At 51.3% G+C, this 16,076-nt stretch carries 16 protein-coding genes; 13 read left to right on the top strand and 3 right to left on the bottom strand.

All coding sequences use genetic code 11. The annotated features are described in order from the left end of the window. Positions 1-78 precede the first annotated feature (78 nt). The 13 genes from M0R33_RS09495 to arsS all read left to right on the top strand — a co-directional run bounded on the left by M0R33_RS09495 (position 79) and on the right by arsS (position 13,884). Complete coding sequence (locus M0R33_RS09495; protein WP_292568157.1) at positions 79-450, top strand: hypothetical protein; 372 nt, start codon at positions 79-81, stop codon at positions 448-450. Between the two features lie 1,207 nt (positions 451-1,657). Continuing rightward, positions 1,658-2,344 (top strand): response regulator transcription factor, encoded by a 687-nt coding sequence (locus M0R33_RS09490; protein ID WP_292568155.1) that lies wholly within the window; start codon positions 1,658-1,660, stop codon positions 2,342-2,344. A 404-nt stretch (positions 2,345-2,748) separates the two neighbouring features. After that, the gene (locus M0R33_RS09485; protein WP_292568153.1) at positions 2,749-4,545 is read left to right on the top strand and encodes a multicopper oxidase domain-containing protein; all 1,797 of its coding nucleotides are present in this window, start codon (positions 2,749-2,751) and stop codon (positions 4,543-4,545) included. Positions 4,546-4,590: 45 nt separating this feature from the next. Continuing rightward, entirely contained in the window at positions 4,591-5,262 is a 672-nt protein-coding gene (locus M0R33_RS09480) for an SCO family protein (protein WP_292568151.1), read from the top strand. 47 nt (positions 5,263-5,309) lie between these two features. Further along, the gene (locus tag M0R33_RS09475) at positions 5,310-7,001 is read left to right on the top strand and encodes a hypothetical protein (RefSeq protein WP_292568149.1); all 1,692 of its coding nucleotides are present in this window, start codon (positions 5,310-5,312) and stop codon (positions 6,999-7,001) included. Positions 7,002-7,118: 117 nt separating this feature from the next. Further along, entirely contained in the window at positions 7,119-7,787 is a 669-nt protein-coding gene (locus M0R33_RS09470; protein ID WP_292568148.1) for an SCO family protein, read from the top strand. A gap of 57 nt (positions 7,788-7,844) precedes the next feature. After that, on the top strand, positions 7,845-9,563 hold the full coding sequence (locus M0R33_RS09465) for a c-type cytochrome (protein WP_292568147.1): 1,719 nt from the start codon (positions 7,845-7,847) through the stop codon (positions 9,561-9,563). A gap of 146 nt (positions 9,564-9,709) precedes the next feature. After that, positions 9,710-10,045 carry a hypothetical protein gene (locus M0R33_RS09460; RefSeq protein WP_292568146.1) on the top strand — a complete coding sequence of 112 codons (336 nt, stop codon included), beginning with the start codon at positions 9,710-9,712 and terminating at the stop codon, positions 10,043-10,045. Positions 10,046-10,063: 18 nt separating this feature from the next. Further along, a complete protein-coding gene (locus M0R33_RS09455; protein WP_292568145.1) occupies positions 10,064-10,936 on the top strand; it encodes a DUF692 domain-containing protein in 873 nt (290 codons plus the stop codon). Further along, positions 10,933-11,703, top strand: coding sequence for a putative DNA-binding domain-containing protein (locus tag M0R33_RS09450; protein WP_292568144.1), 771 nt, complete (start codon positions 10,933-10,935; stop codon positions 11,701-11,703). Before M0R33_RS09455 ends, M0R33_RS09450 begins: the two co-directional genes overlap by 4 nt. Further along, positions 11,700-12,257, top strand: a complete 558-nt coding sequence (locus M0R33_RS09445; protein WP_292568143.1) for a DoxX family protein — start codon at positions 11,700-11,702, stop codon at positions 12,255-12,257. The genes M0R33_RS09450 and M0R33_RS09445 overlap by 4 nt, the downstream gene beginning before the upstream one ends. 8 nt (positions 12,258-12,265) lie before the next feature. Beyond that, positions 12,266-12,913, top strand: coding sequence for a DUF3047 domain-containing protein (locus M0R33_RS09440; RefSeq protein WP_292568142.1), 648 nt, complete (start codon positions 12,266-12,268; stop codon positions 12,911-12,913). Between the two features lie 2 nt (positions 12,914-12,915). After that, complete coding sequence (gene arsS, locus M0R33_RS09435; RefSeq protein WP_292568141.1) at positions 12,916-13,884, top strand: arsenosugar biosynthesis radical SAM (seleno)protein ArsS; 969 nt, start codon at positions 12,916-12,918, stop codon at positions 13,882-13,884. A gap of 49 nt (positions 13,885-13,933) precedes the next feature. Here arsS and M0R33_RS09430 read toward each other — a convergent pair whose 3' ends face one another. The 3 genes from M0R33_RS09430 to M0R33_RS09420 all read right to left on the bottom strand — a co-directional run bounded on the left by M0R33_RS09430 (position 13,934) and on the right by M0R33_RS09420 (position 16,074). Next, the gene (locus tag M0R33_RS09430; RefSeq protein ID WP_292568140.1) at positions 13,934-14,464 is read right to left on the bottom strand and encodes a Slp family lipoprotein; all 531 of its coding nucleotides are present in this window, start codon (positions 14,462-14,464) and stop codon (positions 13,934-13,936) included. Positions 14,465-14,573: 109 nt separating this feature from the next. Continuing rightward, complete coding sequence (locus tag M0R33_RS09425; protein ID WP_292568139.1) at positions 14,574-14,744, bottom strand: hypothetical protein; 171 nt, start codon at positions 14,742-14,744, stop codon at positions 14,574-14,576. Positions 14,745-14,958: 214 nt separating this feature from the next. Next, a complete protein-coding gene (locus tag M0R33_RS09420; protein WP_292568138.1) occupies positions 14,959-16,074 on the bottom strand; it encodes a HupE/UreJ family protein in 1,116 nt (371 codons plus the stop codon). Positions 16,075-16,076: the final 2 nt, after the last annotated feature.

Here is a 16,076-nt window from a genome sequence, read left to right as displayed (position 1 = left end):
AGGATTTATTAAGCCTTTTTTAAGCGAATCCACCCAAAATTAGTCGCGCCTGAATCAGTTAGCATATTAGGAGTATTTATGATCAGATTAGCGATTTTTACGGTACTTGGAATCCTGTTTTCTTTGCCCGTCATGGCCGACCCACACGGGGGCGGCCGCCATCATCATGGTCACCACCACGATCATCATCGGCACGGCCATCACCATCGCTACCGGCAAAAGTACATCTATGTGCCGGAACGGGTGGTTGAATATGTTCCGATTCGCCCGCGTTACTACGCACCACCTCCGCCGCCTGTCAACTATTACCGTTACGACCAACGCTCCCCGCAAGGCTTGGTGGGCGGTATGGTCGGGAGCGCAATGGGTTACGAAATGGGTCGTGGCGATCCGTTAGCGGCAGGTGTGGGGGCAGCCGCGGGCGCATGGCTGGGCAATGGTTTTTATTAAAACCTAAGCTTAACAACCGTGGTAACCCAATGAAAGCCGGGCATTACCCGGCTTTTTTATCGGCTAACAAACACCAACTACCGCTGATAACTCGTCTCGCCCGCTAGTTGTCGGAGCGCCATGCACATCGAACAACCGCAACACTGAACATGTTCGATCGGGAGCCGGCAACCACGGCAGTCGGGTAATGAATGGTTTTGGATTGGTCGTAAGCTTTGTCTGCCAACCCGCCCGGAGCGCAGCCCTTTTCCCGCAAGATTTTTTCAAGCACCCTGCCAGTAAAAATCGGCAAAAATGAGGCGGGCGCCAACAGCCGGTTTTTATCATCACACGTCCAATTTCTGTTGCGAATACTCCCCTCCCTCCAGCGGGAGAGGGTATTGAGGTGCCGAAATTTGATAAGCATAGTTGATGACATCAGCGCCGATATGGGTACTGATTTTAAACACAACCCCGCCACAATCAGTGAACTGAATGGTTACGTTCAGCAAGGTTTTATTCTTTACAACATAACGTGGTGTATATTATGGCCGTGCCCTTTTATGAGTGGCGCTCCGGCATTCGCCAAAACCTTAGACGTAAATACCATCGCGGCGGCAACAGCCATAATTATTTACTTTGTCGGCGATTCATTTCGGTCGCCTTAAATTAAAGGCTCTGCAGGCACGCCAACCGATCCAACTTACCGGGCGAACAAAATATTGGCGTTCAGTCCAACGAAACCAGAACTAATAACAGTGGGTAAGTAGGCAAATAATGACTTTCCACCCGGCAGTGAGAGAGTGCTGAAACACGATCCTACCGCTGTTTTTAAAGTCCGTTTTAATGTGTCAGTCAGCCGCACTATCTAACACAAACGCTTAACCTCACTCTGCCGATATAAGTTCTCGGCCATCAAAAACGTTCAAACGCAGCCGACCACTGCCTATAATGGTCACTTAAGCCTTTTTACATGGCACTTATTAAGGGAATCAAATGGCGTTTAACATATGACCCGATATCCGAAAAAATTTTCACTCCGACCTTACACTTTAACCGCTTCATTATCTCGCCCAAAACCGAATTCTTAACGCCTTGATGTACACCGTGAGCAACCGCGCAATGAACGCAACCGCCGAATATCGCAATTATTTTTCGAACCGATGTAAGGAATAGCCTACAACACCGACTAACAACAGGTTTATTCTCATTTTTTGATCACCAACCTATGCAAACTCCTATCGCTACAGTCCCATCCACCCGAACCGTCATGGTGCTTGATGACCAGATTTTCTATCGAGACATCCTGGTCAGGTTATTAGATATGCAGGCACATCTTGAGGTCATTGGCCAAGGAGACTTTTGCGATCAAGCCATGTCGATGATCATCAACCTTGAGCCCGATATCATTCTGGCTGCCCCATGCCTAAACCCGGAAGCCAATCTTTTCTTCATAGAACAGCTACTATCAAAACGTCAAAATGCCTGCATTCTATTGATTGCATCGTCTTGCTGCACGGAAGATTTAGTAAAATTTATTTGCTCGGGTGTTTCCGGAATTTTTTTGAAGGCTCGCAATTTTGAGATCTTGCTAAAAGCCATCGACCGAGTATTAGCCGGCGAATTGTGGTTTGAACGTACACTGCTAAAGTCTATTGTCGACACAGCGGATAGAACACCGTTGGCTCAGCCTTACACCAACACCATTGACAACACCAACAACAAACTTGACGTCTTATCCAAGCGCGAACTGCAGATTGTCGAACTCGTGGTTAAGGGACTCAATACCAATTCGATTGCTAAAACCCTGGCAATCAGCGAAAAAACGGTACGTAATCACATTTACTCGATTTACGGCAAACTAGAAGTTAGCGATCGCCTGGAGCTGGCAAGATTTGCCTCCCAAACAAACTAGAACAAAACCAGGACATCAGTCCAATCAAAACCGCGCGCCGGAAAACACCCCTCATAAACCCAAAAAACAACCAACTACTATCAAATATATACCAATAAATTCAGGTATATATAGCTTGTTCCCTTGTTGCTTATCAAAGCAGATTTCCGCCCAAAAAACGGCAAATAGCCCAACAAAAAAACCAGTTAAATAACATAGTTTTGGGTCAAATAACCCAAAAAGATTCCCTTAGCTACTGTACCTTTTCCTCAATACAACGCCCCTCTTCTTAATTTAATCTTAATCTGGCTTTATAAAAACACGGCTTAAAAAAATTTCAGCCACTCAATGCCGCCGACACAACTTGCAAAAATGCTTTCCGATTACGGCAAAGCTTGGTTTGTTAACTTTAAGAGGATGAAGTAATGGCAACTCGACGCGATATTCTAAAATACGGCGCAGCAGGCACCAGTTATGGGCTGCTGGCGCCTAAAAAGGCAAATGCCGATTTGGTGTTTCCCGATGGATTCGTTCCTAGTATCACCGCAGCACCCAGCCCACCGGTTACCCCGTTTAAAGATCCCTTAAACGTAATGCCGATCTCCAAAAACATCAATCCGGCTTTCCTTAACACTCCGCAAGGCGGCGGCAGCGCACCCGATCCGCAGCGTCATCAACGTTATAACGAATTTCACCCGCAAAAATATTACGTTCATTATATAGAAGAGTTTTTGTGGCAATACCATAGCGACTTTCCTTACAACCAGGGCTCTTGGGCTTGGGGATTTCGCGACCCGCATATGCCCAAAGGCATCACTCCCGGCATGACGTTCCACGCCAAATATGGCGAACCGGTTTTCCTGCGCCGCATCAATAACCTGCCTCCGCTTGGAGCCGCCAATATTCGTTTTGCGATGCCTAGCCCGACCATTCACTTGCACAATGCGCACACAGCGTCCGAGAGCGACGGTATTCCACAAGATTATTTCAATCCTGGCGAATTTTGGGATCATCATTACGCCAATTTCCCAGCCGGTCACGATAAGCGGGAAATCATGTCGACCCTGTGGTATCACGATCATAGATTGGACTTTACCGCCACCAACGTTTATGCCGGCCTGAGCGGATTTTATCTGCTATTCGACGAAATGGATGCCAACGACGAAACCAAACCCGGCACCTACCGCTTGCCGAGCGGTAAATATGACGTACCGCTGATTCTGCACGACGTTATGTTCGATCAAAATGGCCAACCGGTTTGGGATTTCTTCAACCCGGAACCTAATGGCGACGACCTGCCCAGCGCGCTATACACGACCCATGGTTTACTCGGTGATCGCTTTACCGTCAACCGGGTGATTCAGCCTCATTTTAAAGTGGAAGCACGGAAATACCGCTTCCGGGTACTAAACGGTGGACCATCTCGCATTTATCAGTTGTATCTGACCAAGCCTGATAACGGCCATCACGACCACGATGGCCACCATGGCAAGAAAGGCAAGCACGGCGGACGCAGCAGCGACCAGGAATTTATCATCCTTTCCACAGACGGCAATTTGTTACCGAGACCTATCGAGTCAAAAACCATGCGTATAGGCCCCGCTTTACGCCACGACATCGTCATCGACTTTTCCAAATACCGCCCAGGTGAATCACTGTATCTGGCTAACCGCATGGAAAGCCGTGAAGACGGCGCCGGCTGGACCGGCCGGGAACTGGAAGACGACGACTTAATCATGCGATTCGATGTAGTGCCTGCTAAAGGTCCGGATCGCAGCCGTATCCCCGCAAAGATGCGCGAATTGCCGCCTATCAATATGTCGGAAGTTCGCAGAGAGCGCCTGTTCGTATTCGATTACGACAACGGCTTGTGGACCATCAACGGCAAGTTAATGGATCCCAACCGCTCGGATGCCAAAATCGAACAGGGTAGCGCGGAAATATGGACTTTCCGGAATGCCGGCAGCTCCTGGATGCATCCTATCCATAGCCATTTCGAGGAGTTCCAAATTTTGGAAGTCAACGGCAAACCGATAGACCGTGATGATGTCAATCATGCTCGTAAGGACGTGATCATGCTCGGACCTAACGAAGAAGTGAAGTTTTTCGGTCGCTGGCGCGATTTTCTCGGCAAACACGTCATGCATTGTCACAACGTGGTCCACGAAGACCATGCCATGATGATCCGCTGGGATATTGTCGAACCTGGTCAAGGCGATTAATGCCGCCTTTTAAAACTAACCGAATTTGATTTATCCGAGGTCATTATGAATACTGAAAAATCCCGGTACACAGCCAACTCTATTTCCAGGCTGGAACTCAGAAACCTGTTATTGCAGGCATTTTTACCACCGCCCACCCAAGGACGCGGCGGCAACCAATTTCCCAATGTCCCTGTAACATCGCACGCAGGACGGGTCTACCAATTCCACAGCGAGTTGATCAGTAACAAGGTGGTTATGGTGCAGTTTATGTCCCTAGACACACAACAACTTTTCCCTACGCTAAAACATATGGCGCAAGTTGCGGATCGCCTGGGTGACAAGTTGGGCAAGGAAGTGAACATTTATTCGATTACCACCAAACCGGAAGCCGATAGCGTTGAAAGGCTTGCAAAATATGCTCAAGAGCATGACCTGCCAGCCGGCTGGCTATTGCTTCGCCCCACCAGTGGCGATTCACAAGCTATCAGCGATCGCTTTGCCAAACACTTGACCCGTCATCACCATCACACCGGCATCAATACCCGCATGGTGCATTACGGCAATGGCGGCGTGGGTATCTGGGGTGCATTCGCTGTCGATGCCGACCCAGACATGGCACTTAGCCGCGTGAGCTGGTTGCAACCCGGCAAAATTGCACGCGACGAGATGAAGCGCGCGGGCCCCATCGCTTTGACCCGTCCCGACAAGGACATCAATAGCAACCGCGATGTTTAATCTCACTTCGGCCAAGTCGAAGCCAAGTTAAGGAATGGAGTTGAATCATGTTAAAACACACACTAAATCATAGCCGCCTGGCCATCGCCGTGACCGTCGCCTTGTCGGGCGTGGGCGCGGCTCATGCTGCTGCCGACTGCGTCATGCCGCAGCCCAGACCGCCGCAAGCGCAGGAATCGGTTTCCGCTGACGGTAAAACCACAACCATCATCACCCCCGAAAACACCATCTTTGCCGCTCAAGACCCGTTCGCTGAACCGCCGGGCAGCAACCATTTGCCGACCGTTTACAAAAACGTCTGCGACGGTAACGGCGTTGAAATCCTCAACACCCTACCCTCCACCCCCGAGCATCCATACAATTTGCATCCCGATCCGGTCATCACCCCCATCGACAAGACCTCGCCGACGGATGATTTGATGGTGGCCCTCAAGCAAATCAGCAAAAGTGACCGCGAATATTATGAAGACCATTACGGTCGTTATGAAGACCATGATCGTCATAACGACAAAATGTCTTTTAAAGCGGCTGTTCAGCTGGGTCTCGATATTCTGGAAGGCAACCCCGTGCCGAACCGCAATTACAGTGGCATACCTTTATTGCACTATAACGGGCCGAATAAAATCAAGCGCGTACAACCCATCTTCGATAACGCGGGCAACAAGATAGGCGGAATGGTCGAAGTGCATCAAATCTGGTTCGATAGCCATATCGAAGGCGATACCAATATGATCGACCCTAGCGACGTATTGGATGTGCCTTGGACCATACATTACAAAGTAGATACCTTGAATCGCGGCCACGAAGACTTCGCACCCATGGTGATGTATTTCGATGATCCGGCCTTAAGCCCTCCCGGCATGCCGCCTATGCCCAACGTATTGATGGACCAAACCTTTTTCCCCATGGAAGACGGTACCCGCACCGAATATATGATGCGGATGGCGCAGGGCAAATACTACAACCTGTCGTACCACTGGGGCTGGCGCCAGCATCCGCCTAGAGTGCAAGTTATCGAAAATGCCAGAAAACGCGTAGGCCCCAAGTCGCTGCCTGAATGGGAAACCTCGGTATTCGGCCAAAACCCGAGAGCTGACGAAGCCAGCAAACTGGCTGCAATCGCCAAAATCGGCGACTTGGCGCCCGCCAAACGGATGTGGAATACCCTGCGGGAAATCCAGGCTAGAGGCAAGGCGAACAAAAAACAGATCAAGGAACTGAACCGGGCTTTCGAGCAATGGCATAACCGCACAAAATTACCTGATGGCGTCAAAGCCGATCCGGATAGCGACTGGACCTTAGCCTTCCTCAATAACACCATTTACGGCGAGATGAAAGGCATCCTGGACGAAAGCCAAGCAACCTATCCATATTGGAACACTCGCGGCAAAACCGTAAAAATCAAACTGTTGAATGGCGATTATTTCGATCACGCCTATTTCAATGTCGATTTCGGCGGCAGACGCGGCTGGGAAAACACCTTCCAATCGACGGAAGTGATCGGCGGCGCCGGACATTGGTTTACCTTCGGCCGCGCCCATTGGTGGGTGAATGCCGGCATGCCGACAGACAACCGACCCGGCTTGATCATGACCCCACCCGCAACCAAGGTTAACGGCGGTGACGTGATCGGCGAGCATAATGTAGTCATGCAAATGAACTTCGAACCATCCCGCCGCCTGCGCTGGTATCAGTTCGATCCTTTACACCATGAAGTTGCCGTGTGGTCCGTCCATTGATAGGCTAGTTCGCGCAAGCAACATTTAAAGCCCAGGGTAAGCAGTACTCAGTACTGTTTACCCTTTTTCATTTAAAGTTCATTTGATTTTGTCATTTCAATTATTACCGAGGTGAAGGTGAAACTATCGACCAAATGGCTGGCTGGTGCATGTTTATGGCTGGGGGTTGGCCTGCGCGTATTTTCGGATGATATCGCGCAAACCTGGCTGCTCAGCGAACCTCGACCAACAGCTTCAGGTTCGGAACCCTCGGCGACGGTTTCCAGTTCTCCGGCTCGCAAATACCAAGTCAGCACAATCAATTACCAACTACCCGACGTGAGCTTGATCAATGCCAACGGCGATGACATCTCATTACAGCAATTACTAAATGCCGAAGGCCCCGTGGTACTGCAGTTTGTATTTGTCACCTGTTCAACGATTTGTCCTATTTTGAGCGCCTCATTAGCAAGCGCACAAGCCGATCTCGATCAATTGTCCAACGGCAAGCAGCGGTTCATTTCCATTTCCATAGACCCTGAGCAGGACACCCCGGAACAACTGCACGCCTACGCCAAGCGCTTCAAAGCAGACGGTAATTGGCATTTTTTGACCGGTACTCCCAATGACATCAAAAATGTATTGAAAGCCTTCGATGCCAGCTATGCGGGTAATAATAAAATGTTCCATTTAGCGCTAACGTTCATGCGCCCCGGCCCGGATTCGGCATGGCGGCGCATCAACGGCCTGCTGGGCAAGCAAGATCTTATAGCAGAATATAAGCAGATGTTGGCCATGCCTGACTAACCGCTTGCTGGTCAAGGACCTCCACTTTCAACCAACATCAAAACAGAGCAATACCCTATGGCTGACAAACCGCTACCACCAATCGTCAAAAGAACCGGACTAACTTTACTTCTAGTGTGTCTAGCCTTGGGCGGCTATTGGCTGAGCCAGCATTACCGGCAGTTTTTAGCCCCGGATGCCATGCTGGGTGCGCAAATATATGAACGCGGTATAACCGGCAACGGCGATGCGCTGCAAGGTGTGGCGCAAAACGACATCGCTTTCAAAGACCCCCAATTCAATTGCGCGCAATGCCATCGTCGTAGCGGCTTTGGCTCCAGTGAAGGCGGCAATTATGTATTACCCGTCACCGGCAATATTTTATTCAATCCACGTACCTTCGATCGCGCCGATCTGTTCAACAAATTATTCAAAGAAAGCCAGGGAAAAATGTTCTGGGCCAGAATGCGCTCGGCTTATCAGCGTCCGGCTTATAGCGATGAATCGTTGGCCGCGGCTATTCGGAGTGGCATTGACCCTTCCGGTAGAAAGCTGAGTTCCTTGATGCCGCGTTATCAGCTAACAGATACCGAAATGGCTGCACTTATTACTTATTTACACCAGCTTTCCAATCACAATGACCCTGGTGTCGATGACCGCGTGATCCGGCTGGCGACCGTGGTTGGCCCCCAAGTCAGCAATAAAAATAAGGACGCCATGTTGGCCACCATTGCCAAATTTGTGGCATGGCTGAACCTGGAAACGGAGGGCAACCTCGCCCACCCTAATTTTTCGCCGGGTTATCGCTCTGAATTCGCCAAGGCCTTCCGACTCTGGCAACACGAGGTCTGGGAGTTACCCGCCGATCCCAAGCAATGGGCCGACGAGCTGGCAAAGCGCTACCAACAACAGCCAGTCTTCGCCTTTATCGGCGGCATGGCGGAGGGCGACTGGACGCCGATACACGATTTTTGCGAAAACAACCGTATCCCTTGCCTCTTCCCATTTACCGATCTGCCGCCGACCGGGAAAGACAATCATTATTCGATGTATTTTAATCAGGGACTGATTCTGGAAGCCAAAGCCATCGGTAGATTTCTGCGCCATCAAAAAACGCTTGATTCGCGGCTGATCGTCAATATTCATGCAAACGATGCCCGAGGTAACCAACCGGCCATGGCACTGGCGCAAAGTCTGGCTGGCGACAAGCAGCATGTCGTCATAGACATGCCTTTCGAAACTGTCCAGCAACTTCGCGATCAATGGCAAACACTCACTCAACAACAAGCCGAGCCCATTAACGCGGTAATTTGGCCGGGGAAATTCGATCACGCTATCGCCGCCGAGATTCCCTTAATGGCACAACATAGCGAACGTCTGTTGCTACCGGCGGCTACTCTGGACGCCGGAAATCAATTCCGCGCCGAAATTGCCAGTAAGCTGTATTTCAGCTACCCTTACGAACTGCCGTCAGCCTATCATCCGCATGCTTTTAGAGTCAGAGCCTGGATGAACACCCAACAACTGCCTATCGATAATCCCCGCTTGCAATTCAACACCTATTACGCGCTGAATTTACTACAGTTCGGCTTAGAACACGTCGTCGACCACTTTTCCAGGGATTACCTGCTGGAATACATAGAAACCGAAGCCGAAAATCTACTTAATCCCGGCACCTTTCCTAGGCTGAGTCTCGGCCCCGGACAACGCTTTGCCTCCAAAGGCGCCTATATCGTGCAACTCGATAATGACCCTGACCAGCCCTTCCATCCGGTCAGCAGCTGGATCACACCTTAGTACTCGGACTCAGTTAGGCCGACCCATCTCATTTTGTATCGCCCGAATAAAATTTTGTAAGGAATCATATCGATCTCCGACTGAGTGATCAGGAAGACACTGTGGTCTTTCCTGATAAACACTTACTACTCTTTGGAGACGACACCATGAATAAAAAAAATCTGACTCTGGCTTTGGGCGGTGCAATTGCTTCCGGATTATTGGCCACGGCCCCTTCCATTCAAGCTGGCGAAAATCCATTTGAGATGTCCAGCATCAACCCAATCCAACAACTAGCAGCAGCCGATGAAAAAGCCGGCGAAGCCGGTTGCAGCGGCAAGGCGCGTGAAGGCAAATGCGGCGAAGGTAAATGCGGCGCCAACAAAATGAAAGACATGAAGGATATGAAAGGCGCGGAAGGCGGTTGCAGCGCAAAAATGCCCGAAGGCGGCTGCAGCGGTAAAATGCCTGAAGCTGGTTGCAGCGGTAAAGCAGCACAATAAAAATCGGAGCCGCCGCCGATGAACCCATCCCATCCTTTCGGGCTGTCCGGCGCCGGCTTGGGCTTGCGCCGGGCACTTTTACCCGCGTTACAAGCCGAGATAGCGGACAGCATAGACTTTTTTGAAGTATCGCCGGAAAATTGGGTGGGCGTTGGCGGCCATTTGGGCAAACAATTTCGCAGGCTGACCGAACGCCACCGTTTTGTGGCGCACGGCCTGGCCCTGTCGCTGGGCGGCCCGGCCCCGCTCGACGTGGTATTTTTAGGCGAATTAAAACGTTTTCTCGATCAACATCAATTCGCTTTATATACCGAGCACTTGAGTTTCTGCAGTGACGAAGGGCATTTTTACGACTTATACCCCATTCCGTTTACCGAGCAAGCGGTCAAACATGTGGCCGAGCGAATTCGTCAAACCCAACAGATTTTGGAACGGCCCATCGCGTTGGAGAACGCCTCATACTATCTACAACCGCCACAAGCGGAGATGGATGAATTGAGTTTCATCAATGCCGTGTTGACCGAAGCCGATTGCTACCTGCACCTGGATGTCAACAACATTTACGTGAATAGCGTCAATCACGGCTACGATCCACTGGCTTTTTTACGCGGCTTGCCGGGCGAGCGCATTGTGTATGGCCACGTTGCCGGCCACGACCTTGATCCGTCCGGGCTCATCATCGATACCCATGGTCAAAACACCATTGAAGCCGTCTGGACATTGCTGGACGAAGCCTACCGGCTTTTCGGTACCTTTCCGACCCTGGTAGAGCGCGACAGCAATATTCCGCCATTAGTGGAATTGCTGCCCGAAGTGGAACGCATTGCCACGCTACAAAAGTTACATGGAGGCCGCTGGGAGGCCAATCAACATCTCGAGGCATCAGCATGACAGCCTTGCAAACACAACAACGGCTTTTTTTGGATTACTTACGCCGGCCGCAAGCAGCGAAGGTACCGCCAGGATTTGCCGCCGAACGCCTGGCGGTCTATGTCGAACTGCTTTATAACAAATTCGACGAAAGCCTGTCGGCCTGCTTTCCGGTTATCCATCGCATTCTGCCAGGCGAGGAATGGCGTGCTTTGCTGTTGGATTTCATCGCCGAACACCGCTGTGGTTCGCCGTATTACCGGCAAATACCCGACGAATTTTTACAGTATCTGCATCTGGAACGCCAACAAGCCGGCGACAAGCCTTTTCTTGCCGAACTGGCTCATTTTGAATGGCTAGAATTACAACTGTCGATTGCCGAAGCGGCTTCAGTGCCTGTCAAAGCGCTGACAGACCATCAACTGTTTCACGATGTACCACTGTTTACCCCGGTCAAGCAGTTACTGCATTACCGCTGGCCGGTACAAGACATCAGCCCGACGTTTCAGCCTAAGACACCGCCGGCCGGCCCCACCCATATATTAGGGTTTCGGGATAGCAACGACCAGGTCCAATTCGTAGCACTCAATCCGGCCACAGCCCGGCTGGTGCGCCTACTTTGTAACGGCTATACCGGTCGACAAGCCTTGGACAACCTTGGCAGCGGGCTGGATGCAGCCGCCTCCACTCAATTCATGCAGTTCGGCATGCACGCCTTGCTGGAACTACACCATCGTGGCGCAATAGTCGATACGCGTCCGGCCCATGTTTCTGGAGCACACTTATGAACCAAACCCAAACATCTCCCGGCTCGTCCTGCATCAGCTGCGAAATTAGCGCCGGCATTGCCCGGATCCGCGCACTGCCGCGGCAATTAAGTCATTGGCTGGACCGGCACGCACCAACATTGGCGCCGACGTTTTTACGCCTGCTGCTGGCTTACGAATTCGGCGAGGCCGGTCTGGAAAAACTGCAGGGTGAAAATTGGTTCACCGAGTTAAACTTTCCGTTTCCGTTTAATATGTTACCGGCCGACTTTAGCTGGACGCTGGCGACCGGCCTGGAGATCATCGCCCCCTTGGCCCTGCTGCTGGGTTTTATGACTCGCTTTTTCAGCGCGGCACTAATCGTCTTGAGCGTGGTCGCTATAGCAGCCGTACACTGGCCGGCCGATTGGCAGAGTTTGAACGAGTTATGGAAAGGTTACGCCATTTCCGATCACGGATACGGCAATTACAAACTACCCTTGATGTATATATTAATGTTGTCGACCCTGCTGTTTAGCGGCGCGGGCCGTTTGAGTCTCGACAACTACTTGAAAACACGCCTATCCACCGACTAAACCCCTTCATGATAAAAAAATTCGCTTGGCTAGTATTGTCGGCTTTCACGCTCCCTGCTGCAGTAGCAGACTCTAATGTCAGACTGGGAGAATTCAGCCAAAATCACCTAACCGGTTGGGAACGGAAAAGCTTCAAGGGCGAAACCCGCTACCACCTACAAAAGCTGGACGGCGTGACGGTTTTAGTTGCGGATAGTCATGCCTCGGGTTCGGGCTTATTCAAGGAACAAGCCATCGACCTGGAGCAGACACCGATATTGAACTGGTCCTGGCGAATAGCCAATCGGTTGCCCGGCCTGGATGAACAAAGCAAGGCCGGCGACGATTACGCCGCGCGGGTCTACGTGCTGGTAAAAGGCGGCCTGGCCTTTTGGCAAACCAAAGCCATCAATTACGTATGGTCCAGTAATAGCGCCAAGGACCGCATTTGGCCGAATGCGTTTGCCGGCGACCATGCAATGATGCTAGCCTTGCGTGGCCCGGAAGCGCCGTTGAATAGCTGGCAGACCGAGAAGCGCAATGTGCGGGCCGACTTTAAACAATTGTTTGGCGAAGATGTTCGCCGCATCGATGCCGTGGCCATCATGACCGACACCGACAACAGCAACGGTTCGGTTTCGGCTGTTTACGGCGACATCTGGTTCTCCAAGGATTAAACATGCACGACACCAAACCGCTACTGGCCCTTAATGACTTTCCGGCCATTTTCCGCAAGCCGCTGGAAGTTTTACAGCTTAACCTCGGCTATCTGTGCAACCTGAGTTGCGTGCATTGTCATGTCAACGCCGGCCCGAAACGTACCGAGCTGATGAGCCGCGAAACCATGGACCGGATTCTGGCATTGGCCGAAGCCGCTCAAATTCATACGCTGGACTTGACCGGTGGCGCACCGGAAATGCATCCGGAGTTTATGTATCTGGTGCGTACTGCCCGCGAAGCCGGCATCAAGGTTATCGACCGTTGCAACCTTACCATCCTGGAAGAACCGAGTTATGAAGATTTAGCAGAGTTTCTAGCCGATCAGCAAGTGGAAATCGTCGCGTCCCTACCTTGTTATCTGCAAGAAAATGTCGACAAGCAGCGCGGCAAAGGCGTATTCAAGGACAGCTTGGCGGCATTACAGCGTCTTAACCGGCTGGGTTACGGCCAGACGGACAGCAGCTTGCGGCTTAATTTGGTCTTCAACCCGCAAGATGCGGTGCTGCCGCCCGACCAGCATCAACTGGAGCTGGCTTACAAACAGCATTTGTGGCGAGAATACGGTATCGTTTTCAACCAGCTGTTTGCCATCGCCAACATGCCTATCCAACGCTTCGGCAGCATGCTGGTCAGCCAGGGCCGTTTCGATAGTTATCTGAATTTATTGAAACAACACTTTCGCGCCGAGAATCTCGACAACCTGATGTGCCTGAATACCATCAGTATCGACTGGCAAGGCTATATCTATGACTGTGATTTCAACCAGATGCTTACCATGCCGTTGGCTGCCGCGAACCACCCCCGGCCCCATATCAGCCAGTTCAACCCGTCGCAGCTGAAAGGTGCTCCAATCGCCACCGCCGCGCATTGTTACGGCTGCACTGCCGGCCAAGGCAGCAGCTGCGGCGGCGCACTGGCTGCCGTCTGAGATTTTTACCGCGCTTATCCAGCAAACCCCGACTGAACACGCTGCTGGTTTACCAGCGTCTGTAACCCAAGCCAAACCGATAACCGTAGGGGTAAAAGCCATAGGCACCATAGTAACCATACGGATAATAACCCGGATAATCATTTTCCTGCTCGCGCGGCCATAAATACTGGCTTTGCACTTTCATCAACGGATACCGGTAAGGTTTTTCGCCAACATTGCGGCTCACCAAGGAATCGATGATGCCGTAGACGGTCAGCAGACGGCCATGCGCATAAATGGCCGGATCGAGAAAGCCGTCCACCCGGGCCAGAAACCGCCCTTGGGTATCGTCGCCGTCGACCGGTTTTCCATATCGGCCCAGCTTCTTGGCCAGTATCTCGATCTCGGTGTCGTTTGGATGATTAACGACAGACAAGATAGTTCCGCCCCAACGCACCGGCTGCTGTTGCAGATCGGCTTGCGCCAATACATCTGCAATCATGGGATTGGGTTCGGGCGGTTTTCTGATCGCTAAAGGGATATGGCTGGCGCAGCCGGATAGCGCAATCGCAAACAGCACAAATAGCAAATTTTTCATGATGTCTTCCTCCTAAAATGATCCGCCAAGTGATTTGGCGTCTATCCCTACCGCCCCTTCAGACATTTAGCCTATTGAACGGTTCATTGCGCTGTCTCGAAAACCTTGCTCAATTAACGAACCCGGGCATGGTCGGTATAACGGCCGCCGGCGACATAAAACCGCCGATATCGTTAAAATCGACGGGGAACTCATCGGCCGCCGCTTTTTTGGCGAATAAACTGAATATCAACACTATCCAAAATATAGCGGAAAGACGATTTAATAGATAACGATTCATGTGCTTCACCCGAGCTTGAAATTGCGATTAAGTCAGCCAATTTATGACTACCTGATTTTGGTCGCACTGCACGCGGAAACCTTACATGGCTTTTTCAGGTGTTTTATTTTGCTAGTTATACTGCCCGAATTTCAAATGTCGGATGTAAATTCTCCTCACCCACTCCCGCGGGAGTGGGGGTTATGGCGCCGAAATACCGTGTTTGCGGTATCGATTACAAAACGGTTCTTTCCAGCAACCAATACGTCCCCATCAAACTGACTGCTATCGAACAGCCCTTCAAGAATTTCCCGGCTATCGCTACCTTATTATTCAACCACCAGATCATGGGTAGCACCACGGCGGCGACCGCGATTTGTCCGCTTTCTATGCCCAAATTAAATGACACTAGCGGTAACAGAATACCGGTGTCGCCCGAGGTAATTTCCATCTCCCGCAACGCCCCGGCAAAGCCGAAACCGTGGATCAAGCCAAACCCGAAAGTCAGCCAATGCCGGCCTTTGGGATGATCGCCGCGAATAAGGTTTTCAACCCCGACGTAAATAATAGTGGCGGCAATGAAAGGCTCCACAAAACTGCTGGGTAAATCGACCAAATTCAACCCGGCTAGCGCCAGGGTCAGCGAATGAGCAAGCGTAAAAAAGGTAATAATTTTTAAAGCCGGCCAAAAACTATGGGTTACCACCAATAAAGCCAACAAAAACAACAAATGGTCGTAACCAGTAACGATGTGCTCTATGCCCAGTTTAAAAAAATCGCTGACGGTATTCAACACGGCATGCGTCGACGCCGGCCTCCGCCCGTCCGCCGCACCGGCAAATGGGAGACTCAACCGGTCGTCCTGCTTGACCAGCATTTTTTCAGCCAGCGCTTTGCCGTTGGCATCCCTGACGATCAGGTATTGCTGATGGCCATCGGGTAATAATGCCAAAAAGGTCGATTGCACCAACAACTGCTGTTTCGGTACCGCAGGGTACCGAAATTGGACATGGGCATTGTTCTGGCCGTCGAAACTGACTTGCCCCGGTTCGACCGGGGTCACATCGTCTCCGTCCACCGCAATGCGCAGCTGCCCGGCCAACAACTGGGCGATGCCGGGTTTGGCGGCTTCGCGTTCGCTATCGGATACCTCCGCATCCAAATCGCTGTCCATCGGCGAAAAAGCCTCGATGTCCTGCAAGGCAAACGTCACTCTGACCTCGATCAGATCCGATTTTAAGGCCACATCCAGCGAACTAAGTCCAGGCGCGTGAGCCCAAACCCAAGCGGCTTGCAACAGTAAAACCAGCGCAACCAGCCCTCTGCCATAACCGGCACTAAAACATCCCATGC

Source organism: Methylomonas sp., from assembly GCF_023228165.1.
Classification (GTDB): Bacteria; Pseudomonadota; Gammaproteobacteria; order Methylococcales; family Methylomonadaceae; genus Methylomonas.
Note: the sequence above shows the minus strand (reverse complement) of the source record. Positions and strands in the feature narration are given on the sequence as shown.

What these genes read in the sequence shown, in the direction of transcription:
- M0R33_RS09460 (WP_292568146.1), top strand. Translation starts at nt 9,710, where the DNA reads ATGAATAAAAAAAATCTGACTCTGGCTTTGGGCGGTGCAATTGCTTCC.
- M0R33_RS09425 (WP_292568139.1), bottom strand. Translation starts at nt 14,744, where the DNA reads ATGAATCGTTATCTATTAAATCGTCTTTCCGCTATATTTTGGATAGTG.
- M0R33_RS09485 (WP_292568153.1), top strand. Translation starts at nt 2,749, where the DNA reads ATGGCAACTCGACGCGATATTCTAAAATACGGCGCAGCAGGCACCAGT.
- arsS (WP_292568141.1), top strand. Translation starts at nt 12,916, where the DNA reads ATGCACGACACCAAACCGCTACTGGCCCTTAATGACTTTCCGGCCATT.
- M0R33_RS09490 (WP_292568155.1), top strand. Translation starts at nt 1,658, where the DNA reads ATGCAAACTCCTATCGCTACAGTCCCATCCACCCGAACCGTCATGGTG.
- M0R33_RS09420 (WP_292568138.1), bottom strand. Translation starts at nt 16,074, where the DNA reads ATGGGATGTTTTAGTGCCGGTTATGGCAGAGGGCTGGTTGCGCTGGTT.
- M0R33_RS09475 (WP_292568149.1), top strand. Translation starts at nt 5,310, where the DNA reads ATGTTAAAACACACACTAAATCATAGCCGCCTGGCCATCGCCGTGACC.
- M0R33_RS09480 (WP_292568151.1), top strand. Translation starts at nt 4,591, where the DNA reads ATGAATACTGAAAAATCCCGGTACACAGCCAACTCTATTTCCAGGCTG.
- M0R33_RS09465 (WP_292568147.1), top strand. Translation starts at nt 7,845, where the DNA reads ATGGCTGACAAACCGCTACCACCAATCGTCAAAAGAACCGGACTAACT.
- M0R33_RS09455 (WP_292568145.1), top strand. Translation starts at nt 10,064, where the DNA reads ATGAACCCATCCCATCCTTTCGGGCTGTCCGGCGCCGGCTTGGGCTTG.
- M0R33_RS09445 (WP_292568143.1), top strand. Translation starts at nt 11,700, where the DNA reads ATGAACCAAACCCAAACATCTCCCGGCTCGTCCTGCATCAGCTGCGAA.
- M0R33_RS09430 (WP_292568140.1), bottom strand. Translation starts at nt 14,464, where the DNA reads ATGAAAAATTTGCTATTTGTGCTGTTTGCGATTGCGCTATCCGGCTGC.
- M0R33_RS09495 (WP_292568157.1), top strand. Translation starts at nt 79, where the DNA reads ATGATCAGATTAGCGATTTTTACGGTACTTGGAATCCTGTTTTCTTTG.
- M0R33_RS09440 (WP_292568142.1), top strand. Translation starts at nt 12,266, where the DNA reads ATGATAAAAAAATTCGCTTGGCTAGTATTGTCGGCTTTCACGCTCCCT.
- M0R33_RS09450 (WP_292568144.1), top strand. Translation starts at nt 10,933, where the DNA reads ATGACAGCCTTGCAAACACAACAACGGCTTTTTTTGGATTACTTACGC.